Below are 15,995 nucleotides of genomic sequence, written 5' to 3'. Positions count from 1 at the left end.
GCACGGACAACTCAGTGGCTTCGGTTTTCTTCGCAGTGGCGGGTTTCGGGCGGGTTGTGGTCTTGGCCATGGTCAGGGTCCTTGTCACGCCGGACCCGGAAGAGCCTCTCTCTATCCTTTCAAGCCCGGCACCCGGGCTTCCCTTTCTCTGGCTTTTTCTTGTGTTCCCTTACATGAGATCGTTTTGCACAGGCTTTGCTGTCTCCAAAGCCTACAGGCCTAGCTCACTGTTTGATTTTCCGAACCCACTTCCGCGAGCAAAATCTGCCGAATTGAGCTTTCAATTTTGACTTTACCAAATGTTGAAGCATCTCGGAAAACTGACTTCGTTTCGCATTCGAAGCAAATCAAGTCATGCTGACGGCCGACAACTTTTAGACCAACTGAACTTTCCCCGACATGGACCACATAGACCTCGCATGCTAGGTTCGCGCCTGCTTTCACCGGCGCATGGAATTGTAGGTCCATAGAGACAAAAGGCATGGCCGTGTTTCTTTCCGTGAGTAGAAAAAGCCAGCCCCGGCCTGAAAGCAAATCGTCCCAGAAAGTCTCGATCGCTTCCAGCGCGAAATTCGTAATCCGGCCAGTAAAGGCGATTCCCAGCTGGTCACAGTCGCCAAAGAAAATCCTGCGTTCGAAGGCAAATCGTGGTTTAAATTCTGTTTCTGGTACATTCATTGCAGCGTTACGGGCTCAACATTTCTTTGTCTCTGGTGCGTGACAGCGATAGGAAGGAATAGTTTTCCGGTCATTATGCCATGCGCCGGAATTCGGCGGGGGTCGCGCCTGTCATTTTTCGAAAAGTTCGACTAAAATGACTCTGATCTGCAAAACCGCAGTCAAGCGCGACCACTTTCAGGGGGGCATTACCCTTTCTCAGCATCTCCTGGGCCTTCGATATTCGCTTGCGCAAAACATATGCATACGGTGCCAACCCAAACTCCGCCTTGAACTGACGCGAAAAGTGAAACTGGCTGAAACCGATAGATGCGGCCATGTCTTCCAGACTGAGGTTTTCACCTAAGCAGCTTTCAACGAGATCGATGATTCTCTGCCTTTGAGCAGGGCTGAAGTTCGAGTTTGCGTCGCTGGTCAAAGAGACCTTGGCGTACTGACGCAGAAGGTGAACGGCGATCTGGATGCGCAGGGCGTCGATGATCAATCTCTGGCCGATTCCACCGTTCTTTAGCTCATTCTCTAGCAATTGGATGCAGTTCAGGATACAGGGGTCCTTCGCAGACAGACAATCATTGATCTCAATGGACTTCGGGTCACGATCAAAGACCGAAAGGGCCGTGTTTTCGAGTTCACTGTGACTGAGATAGACGTGTCTAACCGTGATAGGCTCGGACCAACTCCAAGTGGATTCCTCTGCACGCGTGAGCAAGGAAATCCTACCTTTCTCTACGCGCGCGCTTTGCCATGGGCCGCCACTCGTGCGGCGCATAGTGGTTGGCGCGCCATCATATGCAACAATCATATAGTCGCGCATGGGGGGAATTGCCGCGTCTTGTCGCTCATAACGATAGCCCTTCAGGGTAATGCCGTTCCAGTTGCACCCGGAACTGTCCAACGTAGTCGTGCCGGGAATCCATTCGGGTATCCGGTCCGGTGATATGAGCAGTCTTTCCATCTTGGCCTCCCTGAACTTTTTCACGATCGTCCGCTTGAGCTGAAATTTCGGCTTAGGTCGTCTCGCGCATCCGCGGTTCTTCTCGAACGATATTCGCTTGAGTCAATCTATCGATTTCAGCTTCTGTCAGTCCAGCCTCGCTAAGCAACTCCCTACTATGCTGCCCGAAGCGAGGCGGTGCCGCGCGAACCGCTCCGGGGGTACGCGACAAGCGTGCTGGCACGCCGGTGCCGCGGTAGGTGCCAACTGATACCACCATGCCGCGATGTCGGGTGTGTGGATGCTCCAACGCTTCATTCACATTCCGAACGACTCCGGCGGGAATCCCAGCTTTCAAAAGCACCGGCTCAAGTTTGAAGGCGTCATGTTGCACCAGGCACTCTGACAAGACCTCTGTCATCTCTGACCGATGCGCAAGACGCGCGGCATTGTCGGCAAATCGTGGATCGCAGGGCACCTCAGGTAGGCCAAGCACGTCACAGAGTTTTGCGAACTGACCATTGTTACCGATAGCCAGATAGAGTTTGCCATTACTTGTTTCGAACATGTCGTATGGTACGATATTTGGATGCCCATTGCCGGTCGCCATTGGTATCTGTCCGGACATGAGGGAATTAGCCGCTTGGGGATGCATCATGCTGATCGCGCAATCATATAGCGGCACTTCGATGGCTTGGCCCAATCCGGACCGGCCCCGTTCCAAAAGTGCGGCGAGAATAGCGTTACAGGCGATCAGACCGGTGCCGATGTCCACGATGGGCGTACCCATGCGTGTCGGGCCTTCGGAGGGATTGCCGTTGATGCTCATGAGGCCCGTCATAGCTTGTACCACGGCGTCATAGCCGGGAAAACCGCCAAGTGGGCCATCGGAACCAAATCCAGTCACATGGCAGAGTACCAGTCTAGGAAAACGTGCCCTGAGAACATCAGCATAACCAAGCCCCCATTTTTCAAGAGTACCAGACTTAAAATTGTGAACTAAAACATCCGCATCCTGAAGAAACCGCAAAATCAGGTCGCGCCCTTCCGGTTGCTGCAGATCGATAGCGATGGACCGCTTGTTGCGGTTGGCGCCAGAGAAATAAGCGCTGAGTTCATCATTGAAAGGCGGGCCCCAACTGCGGGTCTCGTCGCCCAGAGGCGGCTCCACCTTGATGACCTCAGCGCCATGATCCGCAAGCATTTGGGTGCAGTAAGGCCCGCCCAGCACGCGGCTGAGGTCGACCACCTTGATCCCGTCCAATGAGCCAGCCATCAAAGCGCCTCCTGATAGAGGCGCGACACATCTTCGGCTGTCATGTCGCGCGGGTTGGTCTCCAGCAATCGCGTGATACCGGTCACGACCTCATTAGCCATTCCGGGAATGGCTGCCTCGGTCACTCCGACACCAGAAAGTCGAGACTCAAGTCCGCTTTCGACTAGCATCCGTTCCATCTCGTCGATCAGGCCATGGGCCGCAGCCGCATCAGAGTTGAAAGGCCGCGAGGGCAGTAGTAACCGCGATAGACGAGCATATTCAGCTTCTGCAACGGGCATGTTGAACCTCATCACTGGTCCTGCGACCAGAGCGTTTGCGTGCCCGTGAGGAACCTTGAAACCTGTTCCAAGTGGGTATGACAAGGCATGAATCGCCCCCACGCTGGCATTAATGAAGGCCATCCCAGCCAGTGTCGCCCCCAACAGCATGGCCTCTCGCGCTGACAGGTCCGAAGGCGTTTCCATGACGATTGGTAAGTTCTGACCGAGAAGCACCAGCGCTTTGTCCGCCATTCCATCGGAAATGGGATTCTTTCTGGTGCGACTGGTTACTGCCTCAATGGCGTGAACCATTGCGTCTAACGCCGTGGCCGCTGTGATGTGACGAGGCATTCCCAATGTTAGCTTTGCATCTAGCAAGGCAACGTCAGGCAGAAGCTGCGGTGCATATACCGCTTTTTTTTCGTGGCTTTCCGAAGTCAGCACGGACACCCATGTTACCTCTGATCCGGTCCCTGCCGTGGTTGGCACCTGGATCAGTGGCAAGCGTTTATCGGTGACCTGATTAATCCCGATCATGTCCGTAATCGGTTGATCGTTGGCTACCGCCGCTGCGATGACCTTGGCAGTGTCCAGTGAACTGCCGCCGCCAAGTCCGATGATTCCGTCAGCACCAAAGGCCCGCGCGACCTCTACCGCGGCCTCGACGACAGCGATCGGGGGGTCCGCTTCGACTTTATGAAAAATCTCAACCTCGATGCCAGCAGCCCTAAGTGAGGCGGCTGCCTCGTCCGCAAAACCACAGGCCAATATGCCCGGGTCCGTCACGACCAGCGCACGGGTGCAAGACAAATCTTGCATCAGGCTGCCGATCCGGCCAAGCCCACCGCTCTCGCAGACGATCCTCGGGGTGGAAAGGAAATTGAAGTCCATAGTTTGTCTTCGCTCCTGTTAAGCTGCTGCAGTGCGGATCATATTCCGCGCGATCAGTATTTGCTGAATCTGGGTTGTCCCCTCGTAGATGCGGAAGAGACGCACATCGCGATAGAAGCGCTCGACCGCATATTCGGCCATGTATCCTGCACCGCCGTGGATTTGCACTGCGCGATCGGCCACTCGACCTACCATCTCACTGGCAAACATCTTGCAGCAGGCAGCATCAGTCGACACGTTCTGACCAGCGTCCTTGCGGCGTGCTGTTTCTTCGATCATGCAACGCGCTGCGAAGGCCTCGGCGCGACTGTCAGCCAGCATGGCTTGGATCAGTTGCTTTTCAGCGATGGGTTCACCGAATTGTTTGCGTTCCATCGCATAGGATAGGCTGTCACGGATCAGCCGTTCGGCGGCGCCCACACAGACGGCAGAAATATGCAGTCGGCCCCGGTCAAGGACTTTCATTGCTGTCTTAAAGCCCTTGTTCAGACGGTCCGGCCCGCCGATAATGTTCGCGGCAGGCACGCGGACATTGTCAAGGATGACGTCGCATGTGTGCGAGCCCTTCTGCCCCATCTTCCTGTCAGGCTGGCCAAGCGTTATGCCTGGCGTCCCTGCCTCGACGAGAAAGGCGCTTACGCCGGCAGAACCTTCCGCCTCTGGATTGGTCCGGGCAAAAACCGTGAATAGATCGGCACGCGGTGCATTGGTAATGTAGCGTTTCGTGCCGTTCAGAAGGAAATCGTTACCGTCACGCCGCGCCGTAGTGCGCAGACTGCCAGCATCCGACCCAGCATCTGGCTCGGTTAGGGCGAAGGATGCGATCATATCTCCGGACGCGAGAGCTGGTAGATACTGCGCCTTCTGCTCGTCGGTTCCATCGATGATGATTCCCTGAGAGCCGATCCCGTTGTTGGTGCCAACTAGCGACCGGAACGCAGGCGAAGCCTGGCCAAGAACGAAAGCGGCTTGCACTTCCTCTATCATCGACAAGCCGAGCCCGCCGAAATCTTCCGGGATCGACATGCCGAAAAGGCCCATCATGCGGATTTCATCGACCAGCATCGGCGGAATCACATCCTCGTCGGCGACGCGATCCTCGTAAGGGATTAGTCGCTCTTTCACGAAGCGGTCGAGCGCGTCGAGAAACTGGGAAAGGGTATCTTTATCAAGGGCCATGATGCTCTCTATTGTTCAGGGTGCGACCGCCGCAACGCGGCGGACAAGATCGACAAGGCGGTGCGCGACGTCGCTTTCGATCCAGTCGCGCGTAAGGGTTTGCGAAGGGCCACCGCAGTTGAAGGCAATAATGGGTGAGCCGTCCTTCGGCACGAAGGGCACCGCTACAGCGTTCACATCACGTTTCCACTCCGTGAAGGACGTGCAGTAACCGTGCTGTTGGTAGTCTGCGATAGCTGCTTCGATTCCGGGCTGCACATTCGGCCAGTTGTCGCCTTCATGTTCCTCCACAAGGGCCAGAATTCTGGCCCGCTCATCCGGGTCGTGCGCCGCTATGCAGGCGCGACCAACCGCGGTCGTGGCCAGTTTAATATGGGCACCAACCTCGATCGCCAGCGTGACGGCATTAGTGCCCTTGCACCGCTCCAGATAGACCATCGATAGCCGGTCACGACTGGCCATGGCCACCGGCATGCCTGTGTAATCAGCCAGCTCCTGCATAAAGGGCTTCGCCAGTTGCCGCAGCGGAATCCCTGCAAGGCAGGAGAAACCCAACGAAAGCACTGGAGGGGCCAGTCGATAACGTGCTGTATCCGGGTCGTAGCTGAGGTATTCCAGCTTGTTCAGTGTATAGGCCAGCCGGGAGACCGTCGATCTGCTCAGGCCAGTGCGCTCGGCCAACTCACCATTCCCCAGAGCTTCCCCTTCCCGCCGAAAGGCCCGCAACAGCTCCAAGCCGCGCGCCAACGCCGTGACAAAATCGCGGTCCTGTCTCTCGGCGTCCTTGGTGCGGTCTTTCCTTGGTCTCACGACATCCCTCCTCGGGAAGAATTATGCGTCTTGAAACACATCTAAACGATCGATAACGTCCGCGTCAATACTGTGGTAAACTTTTCCGCTATGCGGAAAACTAAAGTCGTCCATCTGGTCCCCTTCGTGCCGGATCCTGCGGATGACACAACTGAGCGAGGGCATAACGCCATGAAAGAAATGAATTATCCGACCATCCAGCACCTCATCGGACGGGACTGGATCGCTTCTCCCACGCCGGAGGATCGTGCAGTCATAAACCCTGCAAACGGGCAAACTATCGGACAGATTCCGCAGGCTAGCGCCGCAGATCTGGACCATGCGGTTCACTCGGCCGAATCAGCTTTTCGCCGATGGAAAAACAGCTCTCCCATGGAACGAAGTGCAATTTTGCGACGGTTTGCCGACCTGCTGCGCCAAAATGACAGACTGATCGCTGGCTGGATCACTCTCGATGAAGGCAAGCCGCTGGCTGAGGCCTTGGCTGAGGTCCGCGCCTCAGCTGACCACGTCGACTGGCACGCCGAGGAATGTCGGCGCATTTATGGGCGCATCATTCCATCGCGCAGCCCGGGGGTACAGCAGCTTGTCGTGCGCGAACCGATAGGCGTCTGCCTTGCCATCACGCCTTGGAATTTTCCGCTGAGCCAAGCGGTACGCAAGGTCGCGGCGGCGCTTGCGTCAGGTTGCACGATGATCTTGAAAGCCCCGGCAGAGGCTCCGGCGGGCTGCATGGCAATTGCGCGCTATCTGCTGGATGCAGGCTTGCCCGAAGGCTGTCTGAACCTTGTCTGGGGTAATGCGGCCTTCATTTCGGAAACTCTTATTGCGCGCCCCGAGGTGCGCAAGATCACCTTCACCGGTTCGGTCGAGGTGGGCAAGCATCTGGCAGAATTGGCTGGCCGCCACATGAAGCGGGCGACGATGGAACTCGGCGGTCACGCGCCCGTATTGGTGTTCGACGACGCCGATGCCACGGCCGCGGCGCGCGCCTTGGCGGGCAACAAGCTGCGCAATGCAGGCCAGGTGTGCATCGCCCCAACCCGGTTTTACGTACAACAAGGCATCTACGACCGATTTCTGTCCGAGCTAGTTTCAGCATTTGAGAGCGTAAAGGTGGGCGATGGTTTAACCGAGGGCACACAGATGGGGCCATTGTGTCATCGCGGACGCGTGAATGCGATGGAAAAGCTCGTCGAGGATGCCCGCGAAAACGGCGCACGGGTGTTGACGGGAGGCAAAAGGCTTGGAAATCATGGTAACTTCTATGCCCCGACAATCGTCGATACGCCCAACGACGACATTGACTTGATGCGCGAAGAACCCTTCGGCCCGATTGCTGTCGTCTCGTCTTTTCGTGACATAGAGGACGGACTGTCGCGGGCCAACGGGCTACCCTTCGGGCTGGCGTCCTATGTCTTTACCAATTCGTTAGAGCGTGCAGATAAAGCAGCTGCGGGTTTGCAGGCAGGTATGGTAAGCATCAACCAGTTCGGCCTCGCTCTGCCCGAGACTCCGTTTGGAGGCGTGAGAGACAGCGGCTATGGGACTGAAGGCGGGACGGAAACCTTCGAAGGCTATCTCATTACCAAATTTATCTCGCGCAATCGCGCGCCAGTGCTGTGAGGATGCCCATGCCTGTTGAATTAAGCTTCTCAAATGACGCAGCAATTCTGACCATAGACAATTCGCCGCTTAACCTAATCAACGCGGAGGTTCGGGCTGGAATACAACACTGTATCTTCAAAGTCCTCGAAACTGGGGCTACCAGGCTGATTATCACCGGCACAGGAACGACCTTCGTCGCGGGCGCGGATGCGAAGGAATTCGGTAAGTTGCCTGTTGATCCACAACTAAATGATGTGCTGATGCAACTTGCACACCTCCCGATTCCTACTATCGCAGCAATCAACGGGGCTGCGCTTGGTGGGGGACTAGAGATTGCTCTGGCTTGCTGCTATCGCATCGCCTCAACTTCTGCCAAACTGGGCTTGCCAGAGGTAAACTTGGGGATCGTGCCTGGCGCAGGGGGAACCCAAAGACTGCCGCGACTTATCGGTATTGAAGCTGCGCTTGACATGATTGTCACCGGGAAGGCTGTTTCCGCCGAGCAGGCACTGAAAATGGGACTGATCCAGCTGCTAGCCGATGACCCGCTTGGCGCGGCCATAGCTCTCGATGACGATGTACTTGAGGCGGCACAGGCACCCGACAATCTTCCTTCACCAAAGCCAAACCACGTCGCAGCGGAAGTCGCCCGAGCGCATGTAGCGCGGCGTATGCCTGGCCAGAATGCCCCGCAGGTTGCGGTGAACCTAGTCGCGACCAGTGCGACGACGCCGCTGCACGACGCACTAGCCAGCGAGCGCTCTGCGTTTTTGGACCTTCGTACCTCGGATCAGGCGCGGGCCCTTAGGCACGTTTTCTTCACCGAGCGTACCGCAACCAACAAGGGGCGCGCCTACCCCCGACCTTCCCGAGATGCTGAAACCGCCATCGTGGTCGGTGGTGGCAATATGGGCGCAGCTATTGCGTACACGCTGGCGACCGCAGGGATCTCGGTGACTGTCGTCGAACGTAGTGCCTCGTCCGCCGAGTGGGCCAGTAAAAACCTGCAAAAGCTGATTGATCAGGGTATCAGTCGCGGTATTCTGTCCGTCGATGCGGCAAAGACGGTTGAAGACCGGCTGGTTACGGTCTCAGGCTATGACGCTCTGCCACCAACCGATCTAGCAATCGAGGCGGCCTTCGAGGATTTTGCGGTTAAGACCGCGATCCTGACCGAACTCGAAGGCGCACTGCCACCCGAGACCATCATTGCCACAAACACATCCTATCTCGATGTAAATCGGCTCTCTGATGGGTTGAAACACCCGGCACGCTTTGTAGGGATGCATTTCTTCAGTCCTGCGCATATTATGAAACTTCTGGAAGTCGTCAGGAGCGACCGAACGTCAGACGGAACATTAGGTGCAGCACTTGTGCTGGCGCACAGGCTTGGTAAAATCCCGGTACTGTCTGGTGTTTGCGATGGCTTCATCGGAAACCGAATTTTGTCGAGCTACCGTCGCGCCGCTAATCGCCTTCTGGTGGAGGGGGCTAATGTCGACGAGATCGACGCGGCTATGCGCGGATTCGGTATGGCGATGGGTCCATATGCTGCACAGGACATGTCGGGGCTGGACATCGCCTACGCGAATATCCGTCGCAAGGCAGTTGCCGAAGGGAACTGCTGTGGTCACGTGCCCTTGGTCGAGCGGCTGGTCGAAAAGCACAAACGCCTAGGACGCAAATCGGGCGCCGGATGGTACGACTATGGGCCAGACGGCAAACCCTCACATTCGGAGCTGGTCGCTAGCGAAATACTCCGTGTCTCAGAAGAAATGAACTTCACTCGCCGCGAGTTCTCAGCTGACGAAATCGTAGAAAGGCTCTTGCTCACAATGGTGGCGGAAGCCTGCGATATCCTTGACGAAGGCGTAGCAGAAAAACCGCAAGACATCGACCTAGTAATGATTCACGGCTACGGATTTCCCCGCTGGCGGGGAGGCCTGATGCACCACGCCAAAAATATCGGCAAGGATCGGTTGACCGCGCTGTTTAGCGCGCTTGTCAAAGAGGACCCTTGCGACTGGAGGGTGCCTCGTTATTTAGAAAGGGTTTTCGCGACCTGACGGTCAAAGTCCCGCGCCATAAGGCGCTGCCCCAGCAACTTAACACAGTGCATCTTCGTCTCGACGCGGCTTAGGCGGTGATGGTCTTCCAAGACTTTGCGTTCTTACCTGGTGGGATAACGGCGTGGACGCCACGGTCCGCAATCGCGTCCTGGCATTTTCGTGTGTCATACGCACCGTCAGCCGTGACACTGCTGGTCTGCCGGGATCTGTTCAAGAAGGTTGGGTAACACTGGAGCGTCACCGATGTGGCTCCCGGTGATCTGAACAGCGCGCACTTCCAACGTTTGCTCGTCGATCCCGAGGTGGATCTTGCGCCAGACCCGTCGCTTGGGGCCGCCATGCTTGCGGGCATGCCACTCACCTTCAAGCTTGATCCCCGTGCTGTCCACCAACAAGTGCAACGGCCCTTTGGAGCCGCGATACGGGATGTTCACGGCCAGGGTCTTCTGGCGCCGGGACAGGGTGCTGAAGTCGAGCACCGTCCAGTCGAGACCGATCAGCCGCAACAGGCTCTCGACGAACCCGGTCGCCTGTCGCAAGGCCATGCCGAACAGGACCTTCATCGAAAGACAGGTCTGGGTCGCGGCGTCGCTGTAACTCTTCTGCCTGTCGGCACGGCCTCCCAGCTCATCTCGGGGTCAAACCAGATCGTCAGCGAGCCACGGCGCTTGAGCGCTTCGTTATAAGCGGGCCAGTTCATGGTCTTGTATGTCGGGGTTGTCGGTCTGCTCATGCACCTCAGCTACCACGCTGGATTCATAAGATGAGTCCGACACGGGATTTGTGCATGCATGCCCCCATTGGTGCAAGTGATTTTTTGAACGGCGCGAGCGTGTGATCGGGTGCGGTCATGTATCAGGCCTCTGTGTGCGGCGCTGATGTAACCGCGGGCCGGTATGGCGATGCGCGGACCAGAGGCATATCAACAAACCGAGCTCGGTGGCTCCTGCACAAATGCTGCTTTCTCTGACCCGGATCTGATCGATCCTTTGCCCTTACTTTTCAGTGACCTCCTCACACTCCCAACTTACCGGGACGTCGTGGCATGCCGTCTTCGCTATGCCATCGCCGCCACCGGATTCCGGTAATCCTCTTGTTTCATTATGATGGCCCAGAGGCCACGCGCCATCTTGTTGGCCAGCGCAATCGCGGCGACCCATGCGCGGCTTGCGGGTTAGTAGGCGTTTCAGCCAGCCATTATTCGGTGTGTCAAACCGCTCGACAGCCTGGAGGACAGCCATAGCGCCAGAGACCAAGAGTGTCCGGAGTCGCGCTGTCGCATCTTCGAGGTCTTCCCGAGCCGGGCTTTGCCGCCCGTCGAGTGCTGCTTCGGCACAAGCCCAAGCCAGGCGGCAAAATCGCACCCGCGCCGGAAGGTGGCCAGGTCACGGGCAAATGTCTCGATCGCAAGCGCCGTGACAGGAACCACGCCCGGCATGGTTTGTGTTCGGCGCACCAAGTCGGCTTTCTTGGCGGCACATCGCATCTTCGCGTCAAGCTCTGCAACACGCGTATTCAGCCCCTCAATCTGCCCCAGATACATCCGGCCGAGGTCACGAACCTCAGCATGCAGCGCGGTGTCATCACCTGCGATTGCGTCCGCGAGTCGCTTGAGATGGGCAGGCCCGCGGGCCGCGACCAATCCGTGTTCGGCGAGGTGGCCGCGTAAAGCGTTGATCATCTGGGGGCGCTGGCCGACAAACATCTGCCGCGTGCGAAACAGCATGGCACGGGCCTGCTGATCTTCCGTCTTCACTGCGAAAAAGCGCATGGTTGGACGCAATGCAGCCTCCAAGATGGCCTCTGCATCGGTCGCATCATTCTTCTGGCGTTTGACGAACGGCTTCACATAGACCGGCGGTATCAACCGCACGTCGCACCCCAGCTTCTCAAATTCGCGGCCCCAGCCATACGCCGTGGCCACGCCTCCATGGCGATCATGCATTTGGGTTGCTGTGCCACGAACGCGAGAAACTGGCCTCGTGAAAGCTTTTTGCGAAACGCGACTGACCCATCATTGTACGCACCATGCAACTGGATAACGCGCTTTGCCAAGTCGACACCGATAATTTTAATTTCGGACATAGATGCTCCTTCCTTCTGTGATGGCTTTTAACGCTCATCATAGTGGCACATTGCGATGCCGTCGGGAGGGGGTATCCACGCCATCAACAGAGCCTAGTAACGGGCATATCTGCCTCACGACAGGCTGAGCACGATCATACTATTTCCAAAGCAGGATTGTTCAATACATGGCGCATTTTTCGCCCTTACTCTGAGATAATTGGCGTATGCCGTTGACCGTTTGACGTCTTCGAGATTGGCGACGTCAGTTGGTGGCTTTGCCAAATGTTATGCTTGGGAGGATAAACATGGAAATCAGTAGAGAAGCGGATACGCTGCGGGCGCTTTATCAGAATTGGACCGATCAGATGGTCGAGAACCCAGACCTGACGATCGCGAACCTGCGCAGCATGTTCGATGAATGGGGGCAGCCCGCACTAGAGCCGGAAAACGTTAGCTACAAAAGCGATCATGTCGGAGGAGTTGAGGCTATCTGGGCCCTACCAGCCGGGGCAGATACCTCGCGTGTAATTGTTTACACTCATGGTGGCGGCTTTGCCGTCGGCTCAGCCGATAGTCATCGAAAAATGGCAGGGCACCTCGCTAAGGTGCTTGGGGTTACGTCGGTGATCCTGCACTATCGGCGCGCACCCGAGCACCCATTTCCGGCGCAGATCGAAGATGCAGTAGCCGCATACAAAGCGCTGCTGGATAAGGGTTTCAAGGCAAGAAATATTCTGACGGCTGGCGACAGTGCTGGCGGCAATCTTGCCATCGCCAGCGTGCTGAAGTTACGCGAACTTGGGTTGCCACTGCCCGGAGCGGTCATCGCCTATTCGCCCTGGCTCGACATGGCGATGCGCGGGGAAACACTGGAAACCAACGCGGAAACCGATGCGCTAGTCGGCAAACCGATCCTCGAAGCGATGGCGGGGATGTTCCTCGGTGAAGGCACGGATCCGCTTAATCCGTTGGCCAACCCGCTGGAGAACGATTTCACCGGTTACCCGCCGCTCTATATCAATGCCGGAGGGGCCGAGACGCTTAAGAGCGATGCCGAACGGTTGCACGAAAAGGCCAAGGCACAGGGCGTAAACGTGACCCTGTCTATCGTCGAAGGCATGCAGCATGTCTTTCCCGCGCTTTCGGGACGCGCGCCCGAGGCAAACGAGGAACTTGGTCGCATCGCCGCATGGTATCGGGCCCTCTGAGACCTGTACTCGCACTGCATTGCGGTGCGGTGCGAGACAAACCCCTACGAAACATTCATCTAGCATCTCACCCGCAATCTGCGGGGCGGAGCGGTCTTACTCTGGGAGGAGTGATATGAACATTCAGACTGAGAATACTAAAACGGTCGGAGCGGATTTTGACGCAGTCGTCATTGGCGCGGGCTTCGGCGGGCTTTACGCTGTCCACAAACTTCGCAACGAGCAGGGACTGAACGTCCGGGGCTATGACAGCGCCAGTGACGTTGGCGGCACCTGGTGGTGGAACCGATATCCCGGTGCGCTGTCAGACACGGAAAGCTATGTCTATCGCTATTCTTTTGACAAAGAGTTGCTTCGAAAAGGCCGCTGGAAAACCCGGTATCTGACCCAGCCCGAGATCCTCGAATACATGAACGAGGTAGCGGATCATCTCGATCTTCGACGCAGCTACAAGTTCGACACCAAAGTGGATGGCGCGCACTATAATGAAAAAACCGGTCTCTGGAACGTGATCACTGATAGTGGTGAGACAGTTACCGCAAAATACCTTGTCACTGGCCTCGGTCTCTTGTCCGCAACGAATGTTCCAAAATTCAAGGGCATCGATGATTTCAAAGGCCGTATCTTACACACAGGTGCCTGGCCCGAGGGAGTGGACTTGAGCAACAAACGCGTGGGCATTATCGGCACCGGCTCGACGGGTGTTCAGGTTATCACTGCAACGGCACCAATTGCAAAACACCTGACTGTTTTTCAGCGCTCTGCACAATATGTCGTGCCGATTGGGAACACCCCGCAAGACGATGCTACCATCGCCGAGCAAAAGGCGAACTACGATAATATCTGGAATCAAGTGAAGAATTCTGTTGTGGCCTTCGGCTTCGAAGAAAGCGCCGAACCCGCCGAAACCGCCTCGCCCGAGGAACGGGAGCGGGTCTTCGAAGCCGCCTGGCAGCGCGGCGGTGGTTTCTATTTCATGTTTGGCACCTTTTGCGATATTGCGACCAGCCAAGTGGCCAATGATGCGGCCGCTGACTTCATCAAGGGCAAGATCAAGCAAATCGTGAAGGACCCCAAGGTCGCAGAGAAACTGACGCCGAAGGACCTTTACGCCAAGCGCCCGCTTTGCGGAAACAACTATTACGAGGTCTACAACCGAGACAACGTGACCCTCGCCGACGTGAAGGCCGATCCGATCGCAGAGTTCACTCCGAACGGCATTCGTCTCGAAAGCGGCGAGGAGCATGAGCTTGACATCGTAATCTTTGCCACTGGTTTCGATGCGGTCGACGGCAATTACGTCAAAATGGACCTCCGCGGACGCGGAGGCGTGACCATGCGCGACACTTGGAAGGAAGGCCCACTCGGTTACCTCGGCATGATGGAGGTAGACTTCCCTAACTTCTTCATGATCCTTGGCCCTAATGGCCCCTTCACTAACCTGCCCCCCAGCATTGAGACGCAAGTTGAATGGATCGCTGACACGATTTGCGCAATGGAAGAAGAGGGGGTTCAAAGTGTGGAGCCAACCGTGGAGGCGCGCGACGCTTGGGTTGGCACCTGCCGTGAAATCGCCGACATGACACTCTTCCCCAAAGCTGAAAGCTGGATCTTCGGCGCAAATATCCCCGGAAAGAAGAATGCGGTGATGTTCTACATGGCCGGGATTGGCAATTATCGCAATGCCATTAGTGCGGTTAAGGAGGAAGGTTATACATCCCTGATCCGCGACCGCACTGCCGAGAAGGTGTAAAGAATTCCGTCGGGCATTAAGAAAACCCGGCGGAAACAATTAAATTTGTTCATGAACACTCAGGAGAGAACTATGGGACGGGTATCCGGAAAAGTCGCACTGGTAACAGGTGGCGCCATGGGCATGGGAAAAGCCCATTGTGAAACGCTGGCACGTGAAGGCGCGCATGTATTTGTAACCGACCGTGATACGGAAGCGGGTGAAAGCGTAGTAAAAGGTATCATTGGAGCCGGAGGGAAGGCGGAATTCATTCAGCATGACGTGACGCTTGAAGAAGATTGGAAGAATGTCATCTCCACGGTGCAATCAAGTGCTGGTCGACTTGATGTGCTAGTGAACAACGCTGGCATTCTCATTCTGAAGCCGCTCCACGAAACCTCGCCTGACGAATTTGACATGACGATCAACGTCAATGTACGCGGTGTTTATCTCGGTATCCGAGCCGCGGTTCCATTGATGAAAGAGACCGAAAAAGCATCAATTATCAATATTTCTTCAATCTATGGGATTGTTGGTGCCGCTTCGGCGGGAGCCTACATTGGATCCAAAGGCGCCGTACGGATGTTGACCAAATCCTGCGCAGTCGACCTGGCCGAAAGTGGCATACGTGTCAATTCGATCCATCCCGGTGTCATCGATACTCCCATGACAAAAGATCTGCTACACGCCGACGAAGAGACCCGGCAGGCAATTCTGGGGGCCACGCTGCTCAAGCGGCCAAGCAAACCTGAAGAGGTTTCGAATGCGGTCCTGTTCCTCGCATCGGATGAGTCATCGTTCGTTCACGGAGCAGAGATTGTAGTAGATGGCGGTTATACTGCGAATTGACAGAGACACATCCCAAGTAACGGCCTGGAACCCGGGCCGTTACTGCCATTGCAAATTTCCAAGACGATAAACGCCAATGAAAATAATTGCACCTATAAAACACCTAATTGATTACAACGTGAAGGTTCGCGTTAAGGCGGACGGTAGCGGAGTTGGTCTCGCGAATGTGAAGATGTCGATGAACCCGTTCGACGAGATTGCGGTTGAAGAGGCGATCCGTCTGAAGGAAGCGGGCAAGGCGGACGAGCTTGTCGTCGTGTCGATCGGCGTGAAACAGGCGCAGGAAACGCTGCGCACGGCGCTGGCGATGGGCGCGGACCGGGCGATCCTCGTCGTGGCCGCCGACGACGTGCACCAAGATATCGAGCCGCTGGCGGTGGCCAAGATCCTAAAGGCCGTGATCGACGCCGAGGCGCCGGGCCTGGTGATCG

At 56.5% G+C, this 15,995-nt stretch carries 11 protein-coding genes and 3 pseudogenes; 6 read left to right on the top strand and 8 right to left on the bottom strand.

The window, feature by feature from the left end; genetic code table 11:
* Positions 1-219 precede the first annotated feature (219 nt).
* The 6 genes from J7416_RS22295 to J7416_RS22270 form a co-directional block, all read right to left on the bottom strand.
* The gene (locus tag J7416_RS22295) at positions 220-678 is read right to left on the bottom strand and encodes an acyl-CoA thioesterase (protein WP_007120589.1); all 459 of its coding nucleotides are present in this window, start codon (positions 676-678) and stop codon (positions 220-222) included.
* Positions 679-751: 73 nt separating this feature from the next.
* The gene (locus J7416_RS22290; protein ID WP_232272173.1) at positions 752-1,633 is read right to left on the bottom strand and encodes an AraC family transcriptional regulator; all 882 of its coding nucleotides are present in this window, start codon (positions 1,631-1,633) and stop codon (positions 752-754) included.
* 52 nt (positions 1,634-1,685) lie between these two features.
* Positions 1,686-2,888, bottom strand: a complete 1,203-nt coding sequence (locus tag J7416_RS22285) for a CoA transferase (RefSeq protein ID WP_007120591.1) — start codon at positions 2,886-2,888, stop codon at positions 1,686-1,688.
* Positions 2,888-4,042, bottom strand: a complete 1,155-nt coding sequence (locus J7416_RS22280) for an iron-containing alcohol dehydrogenase (protein WP_007120592.1) — start codon at positions 4,040-4,042, stop codon at positions 2,888-2,890. Before J7416_RS22280 ends, J7416_RS22285 begins: the two co-directional genes overlap by 1 nt.
* Before the next feature lie 18 nt (positions 4,043-4,060).
* Entirely contained in the window at positions 4,061-5,221 is a 1,161-nt protein-coding gene (locus tag J7416_RS22275) for an acyl-CoA dehydrogenase family protein (protein ID WP_007120593.1), read from the bottom strand.
* A 15-nt stretch (positions 5,222-5,236) separates the two neighbouring features.
* Complete coding sequence (locus tag J7416_RS22270) at positions 5,237-6,031, bottom strand: IclR family transcriptional regulator (protein WP_009804224.1); 795 nt, start codon at positions 6,029-6,031, stop codon at positions 5,237-5,239.
* A 72-nt stretch (positions 6,032-6,103) separates the two neighbouring features.
* Between J7416_RS22270 and J7416_RS22265 the strand changes: the two genes are divergently transcribed.
* The gene (locus tag J7416_RS22265) at positions 6,104-7,657 is read left to right on the top strand and encodes an NAD-dependent succinate-semialdehyde dehydrogenase (RefSeq protein ID WP_348540300.1); all 1,554 of its coding nucleotides are present in this window, start codon (positions 6,104-6,106) and stop codon (positions 7,655-7,657) included.
* 8 nt (positions 7,658-7,665) lie between these two features.
* Positions 7,666-9,705, top strand: coding sequence for an FAD-dependent oxidoreductase (locus tag J7416_RS22260; RefSeq protein WP_040609072.1), 2,040 nt, complete (start codon positions 7,666-7,668; stop codon positions 9,703-9,705).
* On the opposite strand, the pseudogene J7416_RS22255 reads toward J7416_RS22260, so the two are convergent.
* Both J7416_RS22255 and J7416_RS22250 read right to left on the bottom strand, forming a co-directional pair.
* Positions 9,678-10,441, bottom strand: a pseudogene (locus J7416_RS22255) (IS5 family transposase). The gene J7416_RS22260 and the pseudogene J7416_RS22255 sit on opposite strands and share 28 nt — an antisense overlap.
* A gap of 324 nt (positions 10,442-10,765) precedes the next feature.
* Positions 10,766-11,793 (bottom strand): annotated as a pseudogene (locus tag J7416_RS22250) (IS110 family transposase).
* A 287-nt stretch (positions 11,794-12,080) separates the two neighbouring features.
* Here J7416_RS22250 and J7416_RS22245 point away from each other — a divergent pair.
* From J7416_RS22245 to J7416_RS22230, 4 genes and pseudogenes are all read left to right on the top strand, one after another.
* Positions 12,081-12,983 (top strand): alpha/beta hydrolase, encoded by a 903-nt coding sequence (locus J7416_RS22245; protein ID WP_017468330.1) that lies wholly within the window; start codon positions 12,081-12,083, stop codon positions 12,981-12,983.
* Positions 12,949-14,736: an NAD(P)/FAD-dependent oxidoreductase gene (locus J7416_RS22240; protein WP_247744432.1), complete on the top strand. Its 1,788-nt coding sequence runs from the start codon at positions 12,949-12,951 to the stop codon at positions 14,734-14,736. Before J7416_RS22245 ends, J7416_RS22240 begins: the two co-directional genes overlap by 35 nt.
* A gap of 72 nt (positions 14,737-14,808) precedes the next feature.
* Positions 14,809-15,564: a glucose 1-dehydrogenase gene (locus tag J7416_RS22235; protein WP_009804216.1), complete on the top strand. Its 756-nt coding sequence runs from the start codon at positions 14,809-14,811 to the stop codon at positions 15,562-15,564.
* A 76-nt stretch (positions 15,565-15,640) separates the two neighbouring features.
* Positions 15,641-15,995, top strand: a pseudogene (locus tag J7416_RS22230) (electron transfer flavoprotein subunit beta/FixA family protein); the annotation flags it as partial.

It is taken from the genome of Ruegeria sp. R14_0 (assembly GCF_017743975.1).
Lineage (GTDB): Bacteria > Pseudomonadota > Alphaproteobacteria > Rhodobacterales > Rhodobacteraceae > Ruegeria.
Note: the sequence above shows the minus strand (reverse complement) of the source record. Positions and strands in the feature narration are given on the sequence as shown.